The sequence below is a fragment of the Acinetobacter vivianii genome (assembly GCF_014635885.1).
Classification (GTDB): domain Bacteria; phylum Pseudomonadota; class Gammaproteobacteria; order Pseudomonadales; family Moraxellaceae; genus Acinetobacter; species Acinetobacter vivianii.
The window spans coordinates 275,662-300,135 of sequence record NZ_BMDR01000004.1; the positions used below are offsets into that span (position 1 = coordinate 275,662).

The following is a 24,474-nucleotide window of genomic DNA, read 5'->3' on the forward strand; positions in this document are numbered from 1 at the left end:
TGTGTTATCAATCTCAGAACGTTTGAACCCCAAAAAGCGGTGTTTTATTTTTTTCGCCCGCAATTTCCCTGACAAGTTTTGGTACCAGATAGCCTGGTAAACTTGCTAATACATCAGTGTATATATGATCTATCTCTGAAGATCTTAAATCAAAATGCTGAGCGCCTTTGACTTTATCCAAAACATGAAGGTAATAGGGCATTACTCGTGCTTCAAATAAACGGAAACTCAATGCATTTAAAGTTTCTGCAGAATCATTCACACCTTTCAGTAAAACCGCCTGATTGAGCACGGTAATATGGTGCAGTGATAACTGTAATAACTTTGAGCAGGTGAAATCATCGAGTTCAGCTGCGTGATTTGAGTGTACCACTACTACAATGCGTAGCCTACTGTTTTTTAATATAGAAATCAGCTCTTCATCAATGCGGTTCGGGATCACAATCGGAACGCGTGAATGAATTCTCAATATCTTGATCTGAGGGAGAGATGCTAGACGTTCTAGCCACAACGCAAGTTTTCGGTTACTTAAAGTCAGTGGATCGCCACCACTTAAAATCACTTCATTGATCTGTGGATTTTGTTCAATATAGGCTTTGATATTGATCCAGTCGTCATTTTTAGGCAGGTTTTCCTGATAGGGAAAATGTCGACGGAAACAATAGCGGCAGTGAATTGCACAGGCACCAGTCAAGGTGAGTAAAAAACGCGACTGGTATTTATGCAGAACTCCCGCCATTTGATTGGCTGCTTCCTCACCGAGAGGATCAGTCACGAACTTGGGATGTTCTTCCAGTTCCAGATGATGTGGCAAGACTTGAAGTAGCAGGGGATCAAGCGGATCGCCAATGCTCATTTTTCCGACGAATGCACGCGGGACGCGCAATTTAAACTTTTCAGAGGCGAGGATTGCCCCTGATAATAGCTGATCGGTAGATAACTCAAGCAGATTTAACAGCTCTAAAGGATCAGTAATTAGGTCACTGAGTTGCGATTGCCAGTTTTGCTCTTGATGTAAATAGTTTATCATGCCATACGTAAAAATAGTGTTAGCCGCAGCTGTCTGCCTAGTCTAGCATTAATAGATTTGAGTTTTAAGTTTGGAGTGCGCCTTTCATGGCCTATTATTCTACAAATGATTTTAAAGCAGGCCTTAAGGTTATGCTTGATGGCAACCCATGTTCAATCATGGAAAATGAATATGTAAAACCAGGTAAGGGTCAAGCATTTAACCGTGTGAAATTACGTAACCTTCGCTCTGGTAAAGTATTAGAAAAAACATTCAAATCAGGTGACTCTTTAGAAGCAGCTGATATTGTAGAAGTGGAAATGGACTACCTCTACAACGATGGTGAAATGTGGAACTTCATGGATCCTGTATCTTTCGAGCAAATCGCTGCTGATAAAACAGCAATGGGTGATGCTGCGAAATGGTTAAAAGACGATTCAAATGAAAAATGTACAATTATGTTGTTCAACGGCGTACCTTTAACCGTAAGCCCACCGAACTTCGTTGTACTCAAAATTGTTGAAACTGATCCGGGTGTACGTGGTGATACTTCTGGCGGTGGCGGTAAGCCTGCGAAACTTGAAACAGGTGCTGTGGTACGTGTTCCATTATTCGTACAGCAAGAAGAAAGCGTTCGTGTAGATACCCGTACTGGTGACTACCTAGAGCGTGCATAATTGTGAAGGCGTAGCTGAGCTACGCAAGATATACAATTATCGAAGGGGATGATGAACAATCATCCCTTTTTTTATGCCAAAGTATTAGATAAATAATTGTTGTTAGAAGGTAAACTTACAAAGATATTTCTTCTACAGAAAATATAGAAAGGGAAAGCTAAATAACCACGCGTTATGTATTTGAGAGGTTTTGAATGGAGACAACACAAGCGAAGTCAACACTTTCCTCAAAACTCCTATGGAGTTTGGTTGCCATTGTTGGGGCAATTTCATTTGGGATATTGGCGGTTAGTCGTGGTGAGCATGTCAATGCAGTCTGGTTGGTTCTTGCTGCGGTCTGTGTATATAGCATTGCATATCGGTTCTACAGTTTATTTATTGCAAACAAAGTTTTTGAATTAAATCCTAGACGGTTAACCCCAGCGCATCGCCTTGCCGATGGTCTGGATTATGTACCGACCAATAAATTCGTTTTATTCGGTCATCACTTTGCTGCGATTGCTGGAGCAGGGCCTTTAGTCGGACCAATTCTTGCAGCACAAATGGGTTATTTACCCGGTACCATCTGGCTCTTGGTCGGTGTGGTGATTGCCGGTGCGGTACAAGATTTTCTGGTTTTATTTATCTCCACACGACGCGATGGCCGCTCTTTAGGTGAGATGGCAAAACAGGAACTGGGTACTTTTGCTGGTGTGATTGTGATGCTAGGTACGCTTGGCGTGATGATCATTATCCTTGCAGTACTGGCACTGGTGGTAGTTAAAGCCTTGGCACATAGCCCGTGGGGCGTGTTCAGTATTGCAGCGACGATTCCAATTGCTTTATTCATGGGCATCTACATGCGTTATCTCCGCCCGGGGAAAATTGCTGAGGTATCGATTATTGGCTTTGTGCTGATGATGGCGGCAATTATCTACGGTGGTGATGTGGCGAAAGATCCATATTGGGGACAATTATTTACCCTCAGTGGAACGCAATTGACATGGGCACTGATTATTTACGGCTTTATCGCTTCGGTATTACCAGTTTGGTTGTTATTAGCGCCACGTGATTATTTATCAACTTTCTTGAAAATTGGTGTGATTGCAGGTTTGGCGATCGGGATTATCTTTGCGATGCCTGACCTGAAAATGCCAGCAGTCACGCATTTTGTTGATGGTACAGGGCCTGTATTTGCAGGTAGTTTATTTCCATTTCTATTTATTACCATTGCTTGTGGTGCGATTTCAGGTTTCCATGCGCTGGTTGCGTCAGGCACAACCCCTAAACTGGTCGATAATGAAGTCAATATTCGTATGATCGGCTATGGCGGTATGTTGATGGAATCATTTGTCGGTATCATGGCAATGATCTGTGCAACGGTACTTGATCCGGGTATTTATTTTGCAATTAATGCGCCAGCAGCAGTTTTAGGAACCTCGGTAGAGACCGCTGCGGAAGCGGTGCGTAATCTTGGCTTTGTGGTTAGTCCAGAAATGTTGACCTTACTGGCTCAGGAAGTGGGTGAGAGTTCAATTCTGTCTCGTACCGGTGGCGCACCTACATTTGCAATAGGTATGGCGCATATCATTTCCGAGATTTTCAATAACCGCTCCATGATGGCATTCTGGTATCACTTTGCGATTCTGTTTGAAGCCTTATTCATTTTGACTGCTGTAGATGCAGGAACACGTGCATGTCGTTTCATGGTGCAGGATACAGTGGGTATCGTGGTTCCAGCGATCAAGCAATCAAGTTCATTCTTTGGAAATATGGTCGGGACCTTTGTCGCGGTCGCAGGTTGGGGTTTCTTCGTTTATCAAGGTGTGGTTGATCCACTCGGCGGGATTAACTCGTTGTGGCCGCTCTTTGGTATCGGTAACCAGATTCTTGCCTCGATGGCATTGATTTTGGGAACTGTCATTTTATTCAAAATGAAGAAAGAGAAATATGTTTGGGTGACCATTGTCCCAACGATTTTCTTGTTCATTACCTCAATGACTGCGGGCTGGCAAAAGATTTTCCACGAAAATCCGAAGATTGGTTTCCTTGCACAAGCGAATCGTTTCTCTGACGCGATTGCACGTGGTGAAGTATTAGCACCAGCCAAAACTGTTGCTGAAATGCAGACCATTGTAATGTCGAATCAAATCAATGCGGCCCTATGTGGTTTCTTTATGATTGTTGCGATTGTTATGGTGATTGCATCAATTGGCATTATACGCCGTGCTTTGGCAAGCCCAACACCAACCGCGAATGAAGCGCCAGCGGTTTATTCAGAAACCCCGATGACTGCGAATAGCATCAAAGGAGAGTAGCGATGGATTTTAAAATTGCTCGGCAAGGTAGCGCAGTGATTGTGAAGATTATTAAATTCACCATCATGTCGCAAAAGCACTTACTTTTGTCACCGAAGAATTGGTCGCGTATTGTTGTTTTATGGCAACGTTTGCAGCAGAGTTTCCGTCTGATGGTCGGTGTGCCTGATTATGAAACCTATGTGCAGCATATGAAGGCGCATCATCCAGATTTAACGCCAATGGATGCAAAGACTTTTTATCGTCATTGTATCGATGCGCGTTATCCTTCTGCGGGTGGCAATATGAAGAAGTGTCCTTGCTAGAAATTATTTGATTTCTTTGAAAAAAAACCAAAACAGTGTATGTTGAACATACACTGTTTTATTTTGGGGGATAGAATAATGTGGGGCATGGAAAATTCATCGGCTCAAGAGAAAACAAAACAGAATCAGGCATTAGAACAAGATATTCAAAGCTTTGCTCAGCAGATTGAGCAATTCTTATTTGAAGTAAACCAACTGATTTTAGACAAACCACAACAAACCAAATTGGCACTGACTTGCTTGTTGGCGGGTGGTCATGTGTTGTTTGAAGATTTACCCGGCTTAGGTAAAACCACTTTAGCTAGTGCTTTGGCGCGTCTGGCAGGGCTGCATTTCCAGCGGATTCAATTCACTAACGATATGTTGGCGAGTGATGTGATTGGGATCAATATTTTTAATCAAAAAGAACATCTATTTGAGTTTAAGCAAGGGCCGATTTTTACCCAGATTTTGTTGGCAGATGAAATTAACCGTTGTAGTCCCAAAACTCAAAGCGCCTTATTAGAAGCAATGGAGGAAGGGGCTGTTACCGTAGATGGTGTGCATTATGAATTGCCACAACCATTCTGGGTCTTAGCCACGCAAAACCCGTTATTTCAAAGTGGTACTTATGCATTACCAGAATCTCAACTCGACCGTTTCTTGATGCGTTTGTCGTTGGGATATCCTTCTCGACAAGCGGAAAAACTGTTATTACAACAGCGTTCACGTCAGGTTTTGATCCATCAATTGGATGCTGTTTTTAATCAAGCTGATATTTTGCATTTACGTGAGCTGGCAAAACAGGTTTTTCTGAGTGAGGCTGTACTCAATTATATTTTGGACTTGGCTGCTGAAACAAGGAAGCTACGTCATGGGCTGTCAACACGAGGGGTATTGGCGTTAAAGGCTGCGGCACAAGCCTATGCATTGGTTGAGGGGCGTAGTTTTGTAATGACAGATGATATACAAACTGTATTTGTCGCTGTGGCGGCACATCGTTTAAGTCTGAGTGACGTTGAAGTTGGGCAGATTTTACAATCGGTCGATGTCTTATAGTTGAGATCGGTATATGCACAAAGGAGTCAAGCAGCAGCTACAACAATGGATTGCGAAGCGCTTTCAGGTCGAAGGCAGTAAGGTCTTATTGCAGAAAGATGTGCTGGTGTTTATTTATAAGCAAGGTTTCTTATATCTGGTTCTAATTTTCATTACATTTATTGCAGGGATTAATTATGCAAATAACCTGATTCTCGGGTTTTGCTTTTTAATCAGCGCTATTCTCTGTATCAGCTTTTATCTGACTTTTAAGCAACTGCATGGCTTAGAGATTGAACTGGTCGCCGCAGAGGTTGGGCAAGTGAGTCAGCCGCTAATCCTAAAAGTTTTATTCAAACAATCTGTCCAGACGGTTCGATATTTGCGTTTAGATTGGCAAGGACAAGAACATTTTCTGTATCTGGACCAAACTCAGCAAAGCCTAGAACTTGCTGTTCTACCTGAACAACGTGGCAGATATGAACTGGATGCATTGAAAATTTATGCGACCTATCCTTTGGGATTAGTCCGCGCATGGACCTATTTATATCCAAAACAAAAAGTCTGGATTGCACCGAAAGCCTACGATTGGCAGAAAGAACATAAAAGTCAGCCGACTTCGGCGCAGGATAGTCTGGATGAGTTTAAAGAACTGAGAACTTTCCAGCATGGAGACTCTTATCAGAACGTGGCATGGAAGCAGGTTGCACGTGGGCAGGGTTTCTTGATCAAAATGTTTGAAGCGCAGGCCAATCATCAACATGTAGAAATTGACTATCAGCAAATACCCGCATTAGGCCATGAGGAAAAATTAAGTTTCATGATGGGGCTGATTGAACAGTGTGAACAATTAGGGGATGACTATGCTGTGATTTTGCCGCATGCCAGACTGGAAAGTGGGCAAGGCCAAATCCAATTGATGAAAGCCAGACTTTTACTTGCGCAGGCTTAAACATGACCAAAGCCATCTATTTTTGTATTTTAGCTGCTTTAGGATTGATCCTGATGGGTCAAGTCAGTTTTATTCCTGCTTCATTAAGTGGATTGTGGGGCATCGTTTGGTTGACTTTGGTATGGCGCTATCACAAGCAAAAAATCACAGCATTACCTAAACTGCTTTTAGTGGCATTTACCTTATTATCGATTGGGCTGATTTATATTCAGTATCAAAGTTTACTGGGTGTCGAGGCTGGGGTTGCATTTCTAACAACCTGTTTATTTGCCAAAAGTCTTGAATCTAAAAGCACTCGTGATCTGCTGATTGTCTTTAACTTTGCCTTATTTGTCAGTGCAAGTTTGCTGTTATATAGCCAAGCATTCTGGATGGCCGTGATTGTCTTTGTGGCATTTGTGATGTGCCTGATGGGCTTGTATCGGATTCAAACTGGTTTATTTAAACAGAAGAATCAGACCAGCAATCAGTTAAAACAAGATCTGAGGCAAATCCTAAAATTTGTCGGGATAGCCACACCATTTTTTATTCTGCTGTTTATTTTCTTTCCACGTTTACCACCGCTTTGGGCGATTCCCATTCAACAGAACCACGCGACTACAGGCATCAGTGATCGGATGTCACCGGGGGATATTGCTCAATTATCTCAATCGTCAGCCTTGGCTTTTCGTATCATCGCACCGATGTATGATTTGCCTAGTCGACCAGAATTGTACTGGCGAGCATTGGTTTTAGACGAATATGACGGAACCACATGGAGTAGTAGTTTTTATAATCAGCACTTAAAGCGTATCCCTGTCTCATCGCGCCGTGTGAGTTATCAATATTTACCTGCTGATGAGCAAGCCAACTGGATCATGGGACTGGAATATTCGATTCCCCAAGAGCGTTATTTACAGCTGTATCAAGACGATAGTATTCGTCCTTCTAAATTGATTAAACGCAACCAACCCATACAGATGCTTTGGTTGGGGCGAACAGTAGCAGAGCCTGTTTTCCTGTCACCGCGTCAACTTGAACTGAATACTCGATTTGATGCGGGTAAAGACAAAAAAGCACAACAACTGGCGCAGCAATTATTTGAGCAGAACCAGAGACAGCCTGAAAAATACTTACAATCAGTGCTGTCGTGGTATAGGAAAAATGGCTTTACCTATACGTTGACGCCAGGCACTTTGAGTGGAGATCGGATTGATCAATTCCTGTTTTCTAGTCGCAAAGGGTTTTGTGAACATTATGCATCTAGCTTTGTCATGCTAATGCGTTATGTCGGAATTCCTGCACGGGTGGTGACTGGCTATCAAGGTGGACAGTTGGCGCCAGACGGACAAAGTTGGGAAGTACGCCAGCTGGATGCGCATGCATGGAGCGAGGTTTATCTGAATGGAAAATGGCAAAGGATCGATCCAACTGCAATGATTGCACCGCAACGAATTGATACGGGGATGCAAGATTATCTGGCGCAAGATCAGGCTGTATGGGGAGAGGGGCAAACTCAGGCTTGGCGTTTGCAGCAATTTAAATTTTTGAAAAATGTACGCATCTGGAGTGATTATTTAAGTTACCAATGGCAGAGCAAAGTGGTTGGCTATGATGCAGAAAAACAAAAAAACTGGCTATCTAGATTAGGTTTGGATTCAAGTTATGGCTATGTGATTGTTTTAGTTATTGGAGTTGGCGGTATTTTAATCATCTATGCAGGATGGTACTGGTGGAGACAAAGAGGGCAACAAGATCAGTATCAACGCATGATTATTCAATTTGAAAAACAATTGCCCAAGCATTTGCATAAATATTCAGCTGAAACCTTTCAAAGCTGGATGCAGCGACTTTCTATGTTGGTTGAGGAGAAAGATTCATTTAAACAAGTGACTGTGTTATATCAAAAAATCGTATTTTTAGAGCAAAAGGATAAGGTAAATACCCAAGAGTTTAAGCAGTTGCTTAAAGACTGTGCGATTGTAATCAAACAGTCGCAAAAAAACTTGTGAAGCGTCAAAAAAATGAATATGATGCTTCTCATTCTAGGTGTATAGCTCAGTTGGTTAGAGCGCTACGTTGACATCGTAGAGGTCTCCAGTTCGAGTCTGGATATACCTACCAAGATTAGCTGATAAATCAGCAACTTAAAAAACCGCCTTAATTGGCGGTTTTTTGTTTGGGGGCGTTTTGGGGGTATTTTGGGGGAACTAATTCACGCTCTAATGTGGATAAGAGCGAAAAATAAGCAAGTTTAGAATTTAAAAACTCGTGATAACTTAACTTTATAAATATCTTTATAAGAGTCTTTTTAGCATATCTAATCATTCTGGTGTTACTTAATTTTTTAATATGTAAATAATTATTTTAAAAAGTAAGATAAATATTTAATTATTTAACTTATTATGGCTAAAGTAATAATAAATTAAATATGTCATTTTTATTTGAGAAATATTTAACTTATCATCAATAGCTTATAATAAAAAAATTATTTTTCTAAAATAGTTGAAGACAGCTAAATGTACGTGGCTTAAATTTATTTTATTGAAATTTAAAGAAAAATTATTCAATATTGTTTGTGAGATTTATGTTGTTTTTATATTTATAAAACTATTTAAATCAACAGGTTAAATTTATTGTTTTTTTGTTGTGAGTAATTTGTTAGTTTGAGTGAAAATGATGGAGGTATGGAAATTTTAAATGAAAAGTGGTGCTTTAATATAAGCTATTTATGTAGTATGAAAAAAATAGTGTAAAAATATAAGCTCTAAAAGAGCAGTCAAATTAAAAGTGATTGTAATGTTTAAGGGTTGATTTTTTTACATCTATTAATTCCAACAATTTAATGTAAAAAGGTTTAAGCCATGAAAAAGACTTTTTATTATTTATCAGCAATTGCTATAGGATTATTTTCGCTTAATACAGCAAATGCCGCTACAGCAACTGGTACATTGACTGTGAGAGCGACAGTAACAAATAGCTGTGTTCTAAATACCTCTGCCACAGGTACGACTTCGAATGCGGTCTTAGACTTTGGGACATTAAGTTCACTTGCAAGTAATGTAGACGCAGATACTACAACCACAGGTGGAACTCCAATCAGAGTACTTTGTAACAACACCGTACCTTGGACTTTGTCATTTGATGGTGGTCAGAATGTTTTATCTACTCAACGTCGTATGATTGGTGGTGCAACCACGACAGAATATATTCCTTATAACCTTTTCTCGGACACAGGACGTGCAACAGCAATTGGTATTGCAACAACTGCATACAGTGGAACAGGAACAGGTAACGTTCAAACAGTTAACGTCTATGGCCGTATTCCAGCGGGAACGACTTTACCAAGTGCTGGAAGTTATTTAGATACAGTGACAATAACCGTAACTTATTAATTTATATATAAGAAATACTGTTAGCCCTTTTTTAGGGCTAATGCTTTAAAAGATTTAATTGAGCAAGTCATGAAAAAAAACATTTTTATTATTACGAGTTTATTCTTATCTTTTTCGAGTGCTTTGAGTGCAGCTACAATTCGAATTTCACCTGTGAATGTAGAATTATTGAATAACCAGAGTGCTTCTTCGATTAGTTTGTTTAATCAGTCCAGTGAAAGTACGGATTTGCAAATTCGCGTGTTTGAATGGACGCAGAAGGATGGACAAGATCAATTAGTTCCTACAGATGAGATCGCGATAAGCCCGCCATTTTTAAAATTAAAGCCTAATGATTCTTATAACTTACGTGTAGTCAGAATTAATCCTACAGCGATTTCTGGTGAAAAAACTTATCGTATTATTATTGATGAGTTACCAAAACCAGTTGATAGCCGTAAAGCGGCTCAAGGAATAAATGTATTACTTCGCTCATCATTACCTGTTTTTGTAGTAGATAAAGATGCGATTACGAAACTGAATTGGAAAATTGATTCCAATCAGAAGGATTCTTCTTTAAATATTAGTAATATTGGAAACCGACATGCGTTGTTGAATAATTTAACGCTTGTTGATACGACAGCAGGAAAAAGTTATCCGATTAGAGTAAATACCGTGAATGGTTATATTCTTGGGCAGCAGAGTCGACGTTACGCGATTAATAATTTTACATATCAGCCAAATCATAAATACAGTGTATCTCTGACAGTTAATGGTAAGAAAACAACACTTTAAGAGGCTTATATGAAATACATTATAGGTGTCTTATGTGTTGCATATTTTCCTGCATATTCTGTTGCTGAGCAACTTCAAGATCATACCAACACAACGACTCCTCGTGTCCCTGATGCTATAAATAGCAACAATACATATGTGCAAGCGAAGAGGAGTGGAAAGGAACAAGATCTTAACTTTACTCAGCTTTTTTTAAATATTTCTATTAATGCAAATGCTTCAGAAGACTTGGTTGCTGTCAAACAATCTAAAGATGGCAAGTTATATATCCGTGCCCGTGACTTAAAAGCTTTAAGGCTGAAAATGAATGGGCAGCACCCTGACAGCGATTGGGTATGTATTAACGATCTAAAGGGCATCCAGTTTAAATATCTGGAGAAAGTGCAGGCTCTAAATTTAAATATTCCACCAAGCATGTTAACGGGCTATGCAGTCGACTTAAGTGGCCAGCAGATCACGAGCCCGCATTTATTAAAGATGAAGCCTTTAAACGCAGCTATTCTCAACTATAGCGTGTATAACAGCATAATCAACGATGAAAATACTTTTTCAGGTTCGGCTGAGGGGATTTTTAACAGTGCCCTCGGCAACTTTTCGTCAGGTGTTTTATATAATGGAAGTAATGAGAATAGTTATAACCATGAAAAATGGGTGCGATTGGAAAGTAAGTGGCAATATGTTGATCCCGAAAAAATCAGGTTATATACCTTAGGCGATTTTATTTCCAATAGTCCCGATTGGGGCAGTAGTGTACGTCTTGCTGGTTTCCAATGGTCGAGTGCCTATACCCAACGTGGTGATATTGTCACCTCGGCACTCCCACAATTTTCTAGCTCGGCTGCCTTGCCTTCGACTCTTGATTTATATGTCAATCAGCAAAAGATTTATTCTGGGCTGGTTCCATCGGGACCATTTGATATCAAACAGCTTCCTTTTATTTCAGGAAATGAAGTCACGCTGGTGACAACTGATGCAACTGGACAACAGAGTATTACCAAAAAGCCTTATTATTTTTCCTCCAAGATTTTGGCAAAAGGCATTAATGAGTTTTCAGTAGACGTGGGAATTCCACGTTATAACTATGGGCTGTACTCAAACGATTATGATGATGTCACTTTTGCTTCTGGTGCCATTCGATATGGCTTCAGTAACTCACTTACTTTAAGCGGTGGGACGGAAGCTTCAACAGATGGACTATCGAATTTCGGTACAGGATTTGCCAAAAATGTTTTTGGCGTCGGGGTAATCAATGCAGATATTGCAGCGAGCCAGTATAAAGATGAAAACGGCTATTCTGCCTTGTTGGGTTTAGAAGGGCGTATCAGTAAGAATATTTCATTTAATACCAGTTACCGCAAAGTATTTGATAACTATTTTGACCTAGCCCGTGTCTCTCAAGTCAGATATTTAAAAGATAACAACATCAATGCCGAGACACAAAACTATCTAAGCTATAGCGCATTAGCGGATGAAATTTTCAGGGCAGGAATTAACTATAATTTTTATGCAGGATATGGGGCTTATCTGGGGTATAACCAGATCAAATATAGCGAAAACTCCTACAAATTACTGTCTGCTAACATAAGCGGGAGTATTAACAAGAATTGGGGATTTTATACCTCCGCTTACAAGGATTATGAAAATAATAAAGACTATGGCATTTACTTTGCACTGCGATATACACCGTCTAGCAAACTCAATGCGATTACAAGTGTGTCAAGTGATAGTGGCAGGTTGAGTTACCGCCAAGAAATATTTGGATTATCAGAACCGAAAATCGGTTCATTTGGATGGGGCGGCTATGTTGAACGAGATCAGGATGCGAAAGAAAATAACGCTTCGGTCTATGCTTCTTACCGAGCCCGTGCAGCCTACCTGACAGGACGCTATAACCGATTTGGAGATAACGATCAGGTGGCACTTTCAGCGACAGGTTCACTGGTTGCGGCAGCGGGACGCATCTTTGCAGCCAACGAAATTGGAGAGGGTTACGCAGTTGTAACCAATGCTGGACCGCGAAGCCAGATATTAAATGGTGGGGTTAATTTAGGTTTTACTGATAATGCTGGAAGATTTCTGATTCCTAGCCTAATGCCTTATCAAGAAAACCATATTTATTTAGATCCATCCTATCTTCCTTTGAATTGGAATGTTAAAGCGACAGAACAAAAAACAGTGGTCGGCTATCGTCAAGGAACCTTAGTTGACTTTGGCGCTCATCAAGTTATTTCCGGTTTGGTGAAACTTATTGATCAAAACAACTCACCTTTATTGCCAGGTTATACGGTTCGAATCAATGGGCAGCAAGAGGGTATGGTAGGTTATGACGGTGAAGTATTTATTCAAAACTTATTACAACAAAACAAACTTGAAGTTGATCTTCTGGATCACGGTTCGTGCCAAGTTGACTTCACTTACAACAGTAATCAGTACTCAACTAAGAAATTGGGACCTTATGTATGTCGATAAGTATTTTTGATAAGACTCAAATAGAGAACTACAAGGAATTCTCCATTTTTTTTAAATATTTAATTGGTATTTTCTTATTTTATCTTGTTTACGCATTTTTTAGCCCAGCACATGCTGCTTGTACTGTAAGTGGAACCACCAATAATACTTTTACTTATACCGCTGCAAATATTAATAGTGATGCAACTGTAAACCTTTCAGGAACCATTACTTGCACAACCTTAGGAATTCCTCAGGTTTCTGCTTATATGTGTATGAAAACCGTTTTTACAGGAACAACGAATAGCCATAATAATGTTTCACTCCCTTATACCGTAGCAGGAACAGTAGGGGGAGCAGGTTCTACTACAACAAATCAAACATCTAATGTCTGGTATGGCCCAGTTAGAACTGTCGCTTCCAACAATATTATTAATTACTCAGTGAATGTGAAAGTACCTGCCCGAACAGGATCGCTTATCGCATATCCGCCAGGGACATATACTGCTACGGTTCGGTTATATTGGGATATGGATGCTTTGGGCCTAATGTGTGGTGACTTGATTGGTGGCTGGGATTCAGGTGATACACTACTCACAGCTAACTTTGTGGTCCCAAGTATGTGCCAATTAAACTCAACTTCAAATGTTGATTTTGGCAATATTAGCGATATTCGTACCACAAAAAGAGACTACACAACTCAAGGAGCTGTGAATACGACTTGTAATTTTGGAACACCGTACAGTATTTATTTAGGAGATGGTAATAACCGTATAACTGGAGGATTCAGGCGCATGACGAACGGTAATAATGAATTTATTCCTTATCAGCTCTATAAAGACTCTAACTATAATACGATATGGGATGCTACAGGAGGTGTAACCAATGTTGGAGGATCAGGAGGAGTTTCTAAAACTGGTACAGGTAGCACTCAAAGTACACCCGTTTATGGAAAAATTCCGCAAGGCACAACTATTTCAAGTACTCCAGGAAACTACTCAGATAGCGTGGTTGTTACTGTCACGTATTAAGTGATCTAGAATAGCTTTAATATAATATATGAATATATTTTATACATTTCAGAAAATGACTCTGAATTTTTATAGGTTCAGGGCTTTTTTTTTATAAATTAAAAACAAGCTTGGGTGCATAGACAAAAGAGTCGATAGGGATAGGCGAAATTAATAATAGAACCTATGAAGCTGTTGTGTTTTTGTAGTTTAATTTTTGATTTTAATGAAAAAATTATAAATCTTGCCTGTTGTGAACTATTTCCCCTGTAAAATATTAATGTCGTAGCTTGATTCTCCTGTTATAAGGATGTGAACAGATTCTACGATAACGTCTTGGAATTGTGTTTTTTTATAAAGACTCAAGCGCACTAAAAAGCGCTGTGAGGATAGCGAAATTAATGAAAAATTTTATTTTAAAGAGTGTAGCTGTAATTTTTGCAGTCTTTTCTACACATACGATGGCTGCTGATTTTGTTGCAGGTAAAGATTATACGGTTGTACAAAATCCAGAAAAAACGTCCGTGCCCGATAAAATCGAGGTACGTGAATTCTTTTGGTATGGGTGTACCTATTGTTTTAAATTAGAACCACATATGCAAACGTGGTTAAAGAAAATTCCAAATGACATCTATTTTCTTCGTACGCCAGCAGCAATGACTCCCATGTGGGAACAAGGTGCACGTGCATATTATGTGAGTGAGGCCTTAGGGGTACGTAAGCGTACACATTTACCGTTATTCCATGCTAATTTTTCAGGCAACCAAAAAGTTTTGCAGAAGGATGCTTTTGCTAAGTTCTTTACAAAATATGGTGTGCCTGAGAAAAAATTTAATACCATGTTTGATTCTTTTGCAATCACTGCAAAAATTGCCGAATCTAATCAATTGGCCCGTAAATACCAACTTACAGGTGTGCCAGCGGTCGTGGTAAATGGCAAATATATTGTGCAGGGCGGTGATGAAAAAGTGGTTCAGGTCGTTGAATATCTGGTAGATAAAGAACGCAAAAAGAAATAACTTTTACGTTTTCTCGACGACATTATTTTGATTTGCAGACAACAATCAGAAAGTTTTATTTAACGTGGTCAAGGTTTGTTGACTCTAGTTTTTTTAAACATGAGAAGGATGCTTGACCCCATTCGAGATTGGTGCTAATTTAATCAATAAGGAAGTCATATACTATTTGGGATTTAAGAGAAATCTTGCCTAAATGCAAAAAGATATGATGACCTGAATACACAGCTAACAACGAACGAAACAATTTAGATTGTTTTTAAAAATGTTCAAGGTTGTAGAAAAGCCCGTTAATCGGGCTTTTTTAATGTCTATCTTTTTTAAAGCATAGACTCGGGATATAGTTGTTTCTAAAGATTGGCAGGGTACTCAAGATTTCTAATGCTGCTATTTATTATTGTATTTATTGTCATTGGCTTGATTTTATTCATTTTCTTGGTAAAGAAAACGCATGCTAGGCAAGCTTCTTCTGACTCGAGCCATTCATATTCGCCAACACCTTATATCAATGATTCATCTCAACCTAATGATTCCAGACATACAGATCACTGTAGTATAAGCGATAGTAGTAGCTCAGATTCGGGTAGTTGTGACAGTGGAGGAAGTAGTGATTAAAAAGCTCGTACCCCCGAGGGAGGAGTACGAGTTAAACTGGGGCTTAAGGTAGATCAAACCAAATCATCTGACTGTCTTGTAGTGCGGTAATGGTTGCTGTTTCATCAAATAGCAAGGCATCGCCAGCTTTTACTAAATGATCTGCAATCATCACTTCACCTGAAATCACGTGCACATAGTTCACTTTTTTCTGTGCCGTAATCTCTAGATGTTGATCCTTTTCAATCACTGCGGTTTTTACTTCAGCATTTTGACGAATCGACATTGGCGCAGATTCATCACCTGCAATCAAGTGCCATTGGTTTGGATGGTCTTTTGGATTGAGCTGAATTTGCTGATAGGTTGGTTCAGCATCTTGTACATTCGGTTGAATCCAGATCTGTAATAGATGCACCGCTTTATCGTGCTTGTTCATTTCACTGTGGGTGACCCCAGTTCCAGCGCTCATCAATTGCCATTCACCGGCATTGATCTGGCCTTCATTGCCCATACTGTCTTTATGGGAAATGGTACCATCCAGTACACAGGTCAGAATTTCCATGTTGTCATGGGGGTGAGTACCAAAACCATTATGTGCAGCAACCGTATCGTCGTTAATTACGCGAAGGGCACTGACACCCATGTATTTCGGGTTATACCAGCTACCAAATGAAAAGCTATGATAGGTGTCTAACCAGCCAGCTTTGACATGACCACGATTTTCACTGCGATGTAGATAAGCATTCATCTTTCATCTCCCAAATTATTATGTTCTGCTTGATGCTTATATTATCGATTCATAATAGGAATAAATAGTCTTTTAATGCGACGTGTTGTTCTATAAATGGAATGATTGAAAGCGTGTATTTTTTGATGTCCACAAAAAAGGCTGAATCAAATATTCAGCCTTTTCAGAATTTGATACCAGTGTATCAAACGCTTATTTTGATTTGTTTTCCAACTGTGGAATCGCAGAGCCTTGACCAACAGAAAGTAGACCAGTTTCTGTGTAGATACCCAATTTTGCACGGGTATCTGTGATATCAAGGTTACGCATAGTTAACTGACCGATACGATCCATCGGGGTAAACATCGAATCACCTTTCTCCATCGTTAAACGCTCTGCTTCATAAGTGAGGTTAGGAGATTCAGTGTTCATGATGGTGTAATCATTACCACGACGTAATTCGAGTGTCACAGTACCTGTAATTGCCTTAGCAACCCAACGCTGTGAAGTTTCACGAAGCATGAGCGCTTGTGAATCGAACCAGCGACCTTGGTAAAGTAAACGACCTAAACGTAAACCGTTGATACGGTATTGTTCAATCGTGTCTTCGTTATGAATACCCGTAACTAAACGCTCATAAGCGATATGTAACAAAGCCATACCCGGTGCTTCATAAATACCGCGAGATTTCGCTTCGATGATACGGTTTTCGATCTGGTCAGACATACCTAAACCATGACGACCACCAATACGGTTTGCTTCTAAAATGAATTCAACTGGATCTTCGATACGTTGACCATTTAATGCAACTGGCATACCTTCTTCAAAAGTAATGCTCACTTCTTCTGGTTGAATTTCAACTTCTTCTTTCCAGAATGCAACACCCATGATCGGATCTACGATTTTAATACCAGCATTCAAGTATTCTAAATCTTTTGCTTCGTGCGTCGCACCCAACATATTTGAGTCAGTTGAATATGCCTTTTCTTTCGACATTTTATAGTCAAAACCGTTGTCGATTAAGAATTGCGACATTTCGGCACGACCGCCTAACTCATCAATAAACTGTTGGTCTAACCAAGGCTTATAGATTTTGAGAGCAGGGTTGGTCAATAAACCATAACGATAGAAACGCTCAATATCGTTACCTTTATAAGTTGAGCCGTCACCCCAGATGTTGACGTCATCTTCTTTCATTGCGGTAACAAGCATGGTACCTGTCACTGCACGACCTAAAGGTGTGGTATTGAAATAAGGAACACCACCCGTGCTGATATGGAATGCACCACACTGAATCGCTGCAATACCTTCAAGCGCAAGTTGTAAACGACAATCGATTAATCGAGCTTTGACTGCGCCGTACTGTTCAGCTTTCTTTGGAATAGCATCATAGTCATCTTCATCAGGTTGACCCAGATTTGCGGTATATGCATAAGGCTCTGCGCCTTTCTGTTTCATCCATAATAAAGCTGCTGAAGTGTCTAAACCACCAGAGAAGGCAATCCCAACTTTTTTACCTACTGGTACATTCTGCAAGATCGTTGCATTATCAGTCATTGCTAGTCCTAACTATTTCGAAATAGGCACCCTAATACATCGGTGACCAAAGAGAATTTATACGCTCAGTACTATATCACTTTTCAAATCGATTTTTTTTGTGTTAGGAAAGGAATTCTTTTTTTTTCATTTGAAAAATAGATTAACATCAGAAAAATATAAAGTTTTACGATAAACATAAAGTTTTTATTAAGATTCTAAAAAGGGTGAAAGAATAAAATGCTAGAAACGAACAATCAGATTCTCTCCACATTACATCGCATTGTAGCGTTTATCTTAATTTCAGATCTCGTCTATGCGATTTATAACTTGTTTATGCATATGCCTAAATATTTTATTGGGGGGCTGTTGGGGCGTATAGCCTTGATTGTTGTTCATTTTCTATGTGCAAAAAGTGTTAGGACGGGAAGTACAAGTAGTCGTATTGGTTCAATCTTAATGACGGTCTTTATGCTAAATATGTTTCCCTTAGGAACGGTTGTAGCAGTTGTCATGTTATTTTTCTCTGTATTTAAATGGGAAAAAGATTCAACTTTGAAATTACCCACTAAACTGCAAAAAAGTTAAATCTTTATATTCAAATTGGCTCAAAGTGAATCATTTAGGCCAATAAATTGCTTCTCGATCGGTGTAAAGACATGGTCATTGCGTGCAATCAGATATAAGCCTATGTCCCGATATTGTTCAGGGGTTTCCCGATAATATTGAATCTTGTATTTCTCGATCAAAGATTTGGCGATCATCGAAATGCCCATACCCAACTGGGTAAAGTGAATTAAAGCTTCATGATCGTAAATATGAGTGAGTTCACCTTTGGTGAGATTGTAGTCTGTATAGATGCTATCTAAAGTTGTGGCATAGCAGCATTGTTCAGAAGCCAGCAAGATATTTTGGTGATTCAGACATTCCTCAAGATTGTCATGGTTAATCATATTTTTGCCAATAATCACCAGTTGGTCATCCGCCTTTTTTATATATTGCAGATTCTTTTGTTTGGGATGACCCAGTGCATAAGCCATATCCAGATTGCCCGCTAGAATTTCATCTTCTATATAGCCTGTAGAGCCAGTTTTCATGGTGATGGAGAGCTCTGGATAAGCTTCATATAATTTGCTAAATGAAGGATGAAAACGCATCCCGCCGAGACTGGTGTTGGTTCCAAAACGTAAGACACTTTCTTGTTGATAGATTTTATTTTCAGTTTCTTCCCAAGTGAACATCATCTTTTTGTATTGGGTGTACAAATTCATGCCTGATTCAGTCAGCTCAACACCTTTGGGCCTACGAATAAATAACTGGCGTTTGTAATGATTTTCAATTTTCTTGATTTTTGCTGTCATATTGGATTGTAAATAATTGAGCTTATGCGCCGCCGCCGTAATGCTCTTAAGCTCGGCTACAGTGACAAAAGATCGGATATCATTAATATCAATATTCACGGCAATTCCTCAATCATTCCAGCTCATTCATTCCGAAAGATAAAAATCAAAAAGAACAGGTCGCTGAATAGGCATCAAAAAAAATGATGTATCTATTAAAACATAGCATTATTCATGATGTCATTTATTTTATACACTAACATGACTTTCCAAGGGTTGAGTACAACACGTGAATATTCGAGTCGTTAGCGCAATCGCGTTGTTATGTTTGGTCTGGGGCTCTTTATGGGGCTTGGTCAAACATAGTTTGCAGGTATTTCCACCATTCCTGTTTATCTCTACGCGTTTGATTCTGGCTGCATTGACCTTAATGGTTGTACAACGAGTTTTGAAGAAATCGATTTTGCCCAAACAGGCTGAATGGAAACCGCTCATCATTTTAAGCTTGCTGATTTGTCTTGGCTTCTATGCAACGCAAACTTTTGCTATGCAATTTGTAGATTCGGGATTATCGGCAGTGCTGGTATTTACCATGCCAATTTTTATTGGTGTGCTGGCACATTATTTCTTAAATGAGCGTTTGAATAGCCAAAAAGGTATTGGACTTATTTTAGGGACGCTGGGACTGATCGCTATTCTTTGGCCGCAACTTCAGCATATCCATATGAATACTTCATTGCTTGGGCAAATCCTGTTAATTGGATCTGGTTTCTTCTGGGCCTTATCGACGGTGTTTATTAAAAAGAATTTTGCGACGTATGACAAAATCAAGCTGACCATTTGGCAACTATTACTGGGTGGAGCTGTTATTTTTGTCTGCGCTTTAGCTTTTGAACCTGTAGATGTCCAAGTTTGGCTCAATCCTTTAAATGAATCGGCCTTATTTTATATTGCGGTGATCGGAACTGGATTTGCGTTTGTATTGTGGAACTGGATTGTGAGTCAGGTGGATACTTTTATTGCTTCGATCTCGATCATGTGTATTCCTATTCTCAGCTTGTTGTTTGGTTCTTTGATCTGGCATGAACCTTTAACGTTGAATATCCTGATTGGTGCGGCATTTATTTGTTTGGGGATTGTGATGAGTTCGCTCAAAGTGAAAAAGCCAAAAAGTCATTTGGCCTATTCAGGTAATCAACAGCATTAAGCTTTCATTTTCAATATTAGAAGAGCAGTCAGTTAAATGGCTGCTTTTTTTATGCGTTTGCCTTGGAGAATATTGAAAGGGTTTCAGCTAAATTGACACTTTCAACCATTAAAATTCGATTTACAGTCATCCCAAATCAATAAAAAAGTATTAAAGTACTATGCAACAAGTTGCAAAGCCAAAATTAAAGAAGGAATACCATGACTAGCTATGCAAATATCTTAAAACCATTACATTTGGGTTTTACTACAATTAAAAACCGTGTCGTGATGGGCTCAATGCATTCAGGTTTAGAAGATCGTTTTTTTAATTATCCTAAACTTGCAGCTTATTTTGGTGAGCGTGCAAAGGGCGGTGTTGGCTTAATCATTACTGGGGGGATTTCTCCAAACCGTCAAGGCTGGTTGTTACCTGCAGGCGGTACGATGAATAGTCTGGCAGATATTCCGCATCATCGTCTGGTCACGCATGCAGTACATAAACATGGTGCAAAGATTCTCATGCAGATTTTGCACTCTGGGCGTTATGGTTATCATCCTTTTTCAGTATCTTCTTCTCCAATTCAGGCACCGATTAATCCATTTAAACCGCGTCAAATGTCCGATTCACAGATTTTGGCAACCATTGACGATTATGCACGTTGCGCAAGTCTGGCCAAAAAAGCAGGCTATGATGGTGTAGAAATCATGGGCTCAGAAGGCTATTTAATTAATCAGTTCCTGAGTAGCCATGTGAATAAACGTACCGATCGTTGGGGCGGCGATATTGAAAACCGTATGCGTTTCCCTGTAGAAATCGTTAAGGCAATCCGTGCCAAAGTTGGTGAGAAATTCATTATCGCATTCCGCTTATCATTGCTGGATCTTGTTCATGACGGCAATACCATGCAAGAAGTGATTGTGGTTGCCAAGGCATTAGAAAAAGCTGGGATTACACTGTTAAATACAGGCATTGGCTGGCATGAAGCGCGTGTACCAACTATTGTAACCTCTGTGCCGCGTGCAGCATTTGTCGACTATACCGCAGCTGTGAAGCAACATGTATCGGTTCCTGTGATTGCATCGAATCGTATCAATATGCCAGATATTGCTGAAGAAATTATTGCTTCAGGCAAGGCCGATATGGTGCAAATGGCGCGTCCGTTCCTGGCTGATCCGTATTGGGTCAATAAAACCGCCACCAATCGTGTCGATGAAATTAATACCTGTATCGCTTGTAATCAGGCGTGTTTAGACCATGCTTTTAAAAACCAGCGTGTCACTTGTCTCGTCAATCCACAGGCATGTTTTGAAACGGAACTGGTTTATCTCAAAACCAAGAAACCAAAACGCATTGCAGTCGTTGGCGGTGGTGTGGCAGGCATGTCAGCTGCGACTGTGGCAGCCAGCCGTGGTCACGCCGTGACTTTGTTTGAAGCAAATGAGGATGTCGGCGGTCAGTTTAATTTGGCAAAAGTGGTTCCAGGTAAAGAAGAGTTCCATGAAACCATTCGTTATTTTAAAGTGCAATTGAAACAGACTGGTGTTGATGTACGTTTAAATACACGGATTAGTCGTGAACAGTTAGAGCGAGAAGGCTTTGATGAAGTTGTAGTGGCAACAGGTGTGGTACCACGTGCCTTAAAGATTCAAGGCAGCACAGCACCACAAGTCCTGTCTTATGCAGAGGTTTTGCGTGGTGCAGAAGTAGGACATAAAGTTGCTGTGATCGGTGCAGGTGGTATTGGCTTTGATGTTTCGGAGTTTCTGTTAAAACCTCCACATCAACCTCAGCCACAACCTTTAGCAGAGTGGCAGCGTGAATGGGGCGTTGATCCAGATCCTGATTATATTTCAGAAGGTGGGATGCAGCGTCCAGAAGTTGAAATGCCAGTTCGTCAAATCTATTTGCTACAACGCAAAACCACACCCTTGGGTATCGGCTTAGGTAAAACCTCAGGCTGGGTACATCGCGCGCAACTTAAAAAACATGCCGTGCGTATGCTGCGTGGTGTGCAATATAAAGCAGTCACCGATGAAGGGTTATGGGTTGAACATAATGGGCATGATCAATTGTTGCGCGTAGACACGATTGTAGTCTGTGCAGGCCAAGAATCGGTCAAAGATTTGATGCCAAAAGAAGGTGAAAGCACTTTAGCAAACTATCATATTATTGGTGGAGCGAAGCTTGCAGCAGAGCTTGATGCGAAGCGTGCGATCCGAGATGGTGCTGAATTAGCCGCTAAACTGTAAAATTGATGAAACAATATGCATTTGAATACATTGCAGTTAAATTTCTCTTGTATAAACAGGGCAAGCTTTGTATTCTTACGCACATGGAAGCGTGGCAGAGCGGTTTAATGCACCGGTCTTGAAAACCGACGAGGGTGTGAGTCCTCCGTGAGTTCGAATCTCACCGCTTCCGCCAAATATCTGAAAGGGAATCAAATACATAGTTTGATTCCCTTTTTCTTTGGCACAATTTTGGCACTATTCGAAATTTTAGCAATCTCTTCTTTGTTCTTATCTGAATTAATCCACTTCGCATAACGCTTCATGAGCATCACCAGACTATGACCCAACTGTGAAGCCACATAGACTGGATTGAGTCCATTCATTAAGCATACAGTCGCATATGTATGACGAGTGTTATAGGCAGGGCGATAGCGTATGTCGTTTGCTTTCAATGCAGCCACAAACTTTTCACTTAATGATTTTTGCGTAGTAAATTCCTCACCAGTCTCATCACAAATAAATACATGGTCGTATTTGAGATAAGTTAGTAATCTGAGTTGTTGGAATGCTTCAAATGCAAAATCATTCAAATCTACAAATCGAGCTTTGTTGGTTTTAGTGGTTTCCTGCTGAACGCCGTTCACACGACCTTTATTGATGTGAATCTGCTTATTCAAAAAATCTACATCCTGCCAAGTGAGCGCGATAATTTCTGATGGACGGCAACCTGTCCAAAATGCCACCACAAAATACCAATACACAGTTGGGTAGATTGCAAGATATTTCTCTCTTAACCAGTTCAGTATTCTTTCCCTTTCAATTTCATTAAATGGATCAGGTTCAGTTTCCTGCGTTTTCTGATTCTTTAATCGATCACATGGATTCTTATCAATAATCTCATCATCATTGGCTAACTCGAATGCGCCGCGTAATGGAATCAAAGCATCATTTCGAGTCTTCGATGAAGACCATTCACGTCCATTCACCGCGCTACGCAACATTTGGCTGCTGATCGTATTAATTGGCATGTCAGCAAATAATGGCATCCACAGCCGTTCCAAAATTGATAGATATTTTTTCTTGGTGCCGTGCTTATGATCTGAAAGGTTATAAAGGTATTCTTGGGCATAGTGAGCAAATGTCGGAGCATTTGACGCTGGCAATGTTTTTTGCGCAGCGTCAGATTTTTTAATGGGCTTGACCGTAACCGCTTCGATGTCTTCAATCTTTAAGATTCCGTACTTGGCCTTAGTTACAAAATCTTCTCTAATCTTAGCCGCCTTACTGAAGTTGGCTGGTGTGTCGGTGAGGTCGAGGGTGAACCACTCGCGTTTACCGTTCCATTTAAAATTAATCTGTATCTTGCCGCTTCTTGCTCTTGTGCCTTTTGGTAGACCTGCGCTGCTTGTTCGACCCATGCGTTATAACCTTTCAAGCTATATAAAATTTTTCGATCAGATACTTTTACCCATACTTTTCCCTCATCCCATTGTGGACGTAGATTTTTTAGGTTCGAGATCTGTTCGCCCGTCAATTCACAAAACTTTTCCGCGGTGACCCAGTCAACGAGTTCAAAATGTTTATTCATTTTTGAACCTCCGCATTCTTATTCGAAAGTTTTGCTAAAGTTTGTGTATATCTAATAATGAATTTTATTAGATAAAGATCTTCAATCATTTTGACCTCTTCAATTTTTAATTCAGTTGAAGAAAGCCTTGTTGTCTTAAAATCCTCATTTTGGTAATTAGGATCTGAAGAGTAAAACAAGTTTCTATAATTTGAAAGCTAGCATATTTTTTTATATAAAAATGATTTTGGTGTAAAAGATCAAAAAAAAGGTTTATTTCCTAAACTGGTTATATGTTTATTATAATAGTAATTAATCTTTTGTATGATCGAGGTTGCTTTTAAAATTTGAAATTTGGGTTTTAAAATTTAGGGTGATTGGTTTTTAATATTTAAAGGTCGTTTTTTATTT

Annotated in this window: 20 protein-coding genes and 2 tRNA genes; 16 read left to right on the plus strand and 6 right to left on the minus strand. The window is 39.8% G+C overall.

Annotated elements, in window-relative coordinates; translation table 11 throughout:
* Positions 1-13 precede the first annotated feature (13 nt).
* On the minus strand, positions 14-1,030 hold the full coding sequence (gene epmB / locus IEV36_RS10250; RefSeq protein ID WP_005258556.1) for an EF-P beta-lysylation protein EpmB: 1,017 nt from the start codon (positions 1,028-1,030) through the stop codon (positions 14-16).
* 86 nt (positions 1,031-1,116) lie between these two features.
* Here epmB and efp point away from each other — a divergent pair, with 86 nt between their 5' ends.
* The 12 genes from efp (at position 1,117) to IEV36_RS10310 (ending at position 14,882) form a co-directional block, all read left to right on the plus strand.
* Complete coding sequence (efp, locus tag IEV36_RS10255) at positions 1,117-1,686, plus strand: elongation factor P (protein WP_004652839.1); 570 nt, start codon at positions 1,117-1,119, stop codon at positions 1,684-1,686.
* Between the two features lie 194 nt (positions 1,687-1,880).
* Positions 1,881-3,983: a carbon starvation CstA family protein gene (locus tag IEV36_RS10260; protein WP_005258554.1), complete on the plus strand. Its 2,103-nt coding sequence runs from the start codon at positions 1,881-1,883 to the stop codon at positions 3,981-3,983.
* A gap of 2 nt (positions 3,984-3,985) precedes the next feature.
* On the plus strand, positions 3,986-4,288 hold the full coding sequence (locus IEV36_RS10265; protein WP_005258553.1) for a YbdD/YjiX family protein: 303 nt from the start codon (positions 3,986-3,988) through the stop codon (positions 4,286-4,288).
* 78 nt (positions 4,289-4,366) lie between these two features.
* A complete protein-coding gene (locus IEV36_RS10270; RefSeq protein WP_005258552.1) occupies positions 4,367-5,326 on the plus strand; it encodes an AAA family ATPase in 960 nt (319 codons plus the stop codon).
* Between the two features lie 13 nt (positions 5,327-5,339).
* Entirely contained in the window at positions 5,340-6,257 is a 918-nt protein-coding gene (locus tag IEV36_RS10275) for a DUF58 domain-containing protein (protein WP_005258551.1), read from the plus strand.
* Between the two features lie 2 nt (positions 6,258-6,259).
* Complete coding sequence (locus tag IEV36_RS10280; RefSeq protein WP_005258550.1) at positions 6,260-8,248, plus strand: transglutaminase TgpA family protein; 1,989 nt, start codon at positions 6,260-6,262, stop codon at positions 8,246-8,248.
* A 35-nt stretch (positions 8,249-8,283) separates the two neighbouring features.
* Positions 8,284-8,360: transfer RNA gene (locus tag IEV36_RS10285), tRNA-Val, on the plus strand.
* 740 nt (positions 8,361-9,100) lie between these two features.
* A complete protein-coding gene (locus IEV36_RS10290; RefSeq protein WP_005258548.1) occupies positions 9,101-9,631 on the plus strand; it encodes a Csu type fimbrial protein in 531 nt (176 codons plus the stop codon).
* Between the two features lie 69 nt (positions 9,632-9,700).
* A complete protein-coding gene (locus IEV36_RS10295; RefSeq protein ID WP_005258547.1) occupies positions 9,701-10,405 on the plus strand; it encodes a fimbrial biogenesis chaperone in 705 nt (234 codons plus the stop codon).
* A gap of 9 nt (positions 10,406-10,414) precedes the next feature.
* Positions 10,415-12,874 carry a fimbria/pilus outer membrane usher protein gene (locus tag IEV36_RS10300; protein WP_005258543.1) on the plus strand — a complete coding sequence of 820 codons (2,460 nt, stop codon included), beginning with the start codon at positions 10,415-10,417 and terminating at the stop codon, positions 12,872-12,874.
* Complete coding sequence (locus IEV36_RS10305; protein WP_005258542.1) at positions 12,865-13,884, plus strand: Csu type fimbrial protein; 1,020 nt, start codon at positions 12,865-12,867, stop codon at positions 13,882-13,884. The genes IEV36_RS10300 and IEV36_RS10305 overlap by 10 nt, the downstream gene beginning before the upstream one ends.
* Positions 13,885-14,264: 380 nt before the next feature.
* Positions 14,265-14,882: a thiol:disulfide interchange protein DsbA/DsbL gene (locus IEV36_RS10310; protein WP_005258541.1), complete on the plus strand. Its 618-nt coding sequence runs from the start codon at positions 14,265-14,267 to the stop codon at positions 14,880-14,882.
* Between the two features lie 655 nt (positions 14,883-15,537).
* Here the strand turns inward: IEV36_RS10310 and IEV36_RS10315 are convergent.
* Both IEV36_RS10315 and argG read right to left on the minus strand, forming a co-directional pair.
* Positions 15,538-16,221: a pirin family protein gene (locus IEV36_RS10315; RefSeq protein ID WP_005258540.1), complete on the minus strand. Its 684-nt coding sequence runs from the start codon at positions 16,219-16,221 to the stop codon at positions 15,538-15,540.
* 192 nt (positions 16,222-16,413) lie between these two features.
* Positions 16,414-17,757, minus strand: a complete 1,344-nt coding sequence (gene argG / locus IEV36_RS10320) for an argininosuccinate synthase (protein WP_004770443.1) — start codon at positions 17,755-17,757, stop codon at positions 16,414-16,416.
* 219 nt (positions 17,758-17,976) lie between these two features.
* Here argG and IEV36_RS10325 point away from each other — a divergent pair, with 219 nt between their 5' ends.
* Positions 17,977-18,324, plus strand: coding sequence for a hypothetical protein (locus IEV36_RS10325; protein WP_005258539.1), 348 nt, complete (start codon positions 17,977-17,979; stop codon positions 18,322-18,324).
* Between the two features lie 20 nt (positions 18,325-18,344).
* On the opposite strand, the gene IEV36_RS10330 is transcribed toward IEV36_RS10325, so the two are convergent.
* Entirely contained in the window at positions 18,345-19,196 is an 852-nt protein-coding gene (locus IEV36_RS10330) for a LysR family transcriptional regulator (protein WP_005258538.1), read from the minus strand.
* A 169-nt stretch (positions 19,197-19,365) separates the two neighbouring features.
* Here IEV36_RS10330 and IEV36_RS10335 point away from each other — a divergent pair, with 169 nt between their 5' ends.
* The 3 genes from IEV36_RS10335 to IEV36_RS10345 all read left to right on the plus strand — a co-directional run bounded on the left by IEV36_RS10335 (position 19,366) and on the right by IEV36_RS10345 (position 22,689).
* The gene (locus tag IEV36_RS10335) at positions 19,366-20,283 is read left to right on the plus strand and encodes a DMT family transporter (protein ID WP_005258536.1); all 918 of its coding nucleotides are present in this window, start codon (positions 19,366-19,368) and stop codon (positions 20,281-20,283) included.
* A gap of 200 nt (positions 20,284-20,483) precedes the next feature.
* Entirely contained in the window at positions 20,484-22,514 is a 2,031-nt protein-coding gene (locus IEV36_RS10340; protein WP_005258532.1) for an NADPH-dependent 2,4-dienoyl-CoA reductase, read from the plus strand.
* Positions 22,515-22,599: 85 nt separating this feature from the next.
* Positions 22,600-22,689 (plus strand) — tRNA-Ser (locus IEV36_RS10345).
* 16 nt (positions 22,690-22,705) lie between these two features.
* Here the strand turns inward: IEV36_RS10345 and IEV36_RS10350 are convergent.
* Together IEV36_RS10350 and IEV36_RS18795 are read right to left on the minus strand one after the other, a co-directional pair.
* Positions 22,706-23,857 carry a tyrosine-type recombinase/integrase gene (locus tag IEV36_RS10350; RefSeq protein WP_227591687.1) on the minus strand — a complete coding sequence of 384 codons (1,152 nt, stop codon included), beginning with the start codon at positions 23,855-23,857 and terminating at the stop codon, positions 22,706-22,708.
* Positions 23,749-24,084: a hypothetical protein gene (locus IEV36_RS18795; RefSeq protein WP_005258530.1), complete on the minus strand. Its 336-nt coding sequence runs from the start codon at positions 24,082-24,084 to the stop codon at positions 23,749-23,751. The genes IEV36_RS10350 and IEV36_RS18795 overlap by 109 nt, the downstream gene beginning before the upstream one ends.
* Positions 24,085-24,474 lie beyond the last annotated feature (390 nt).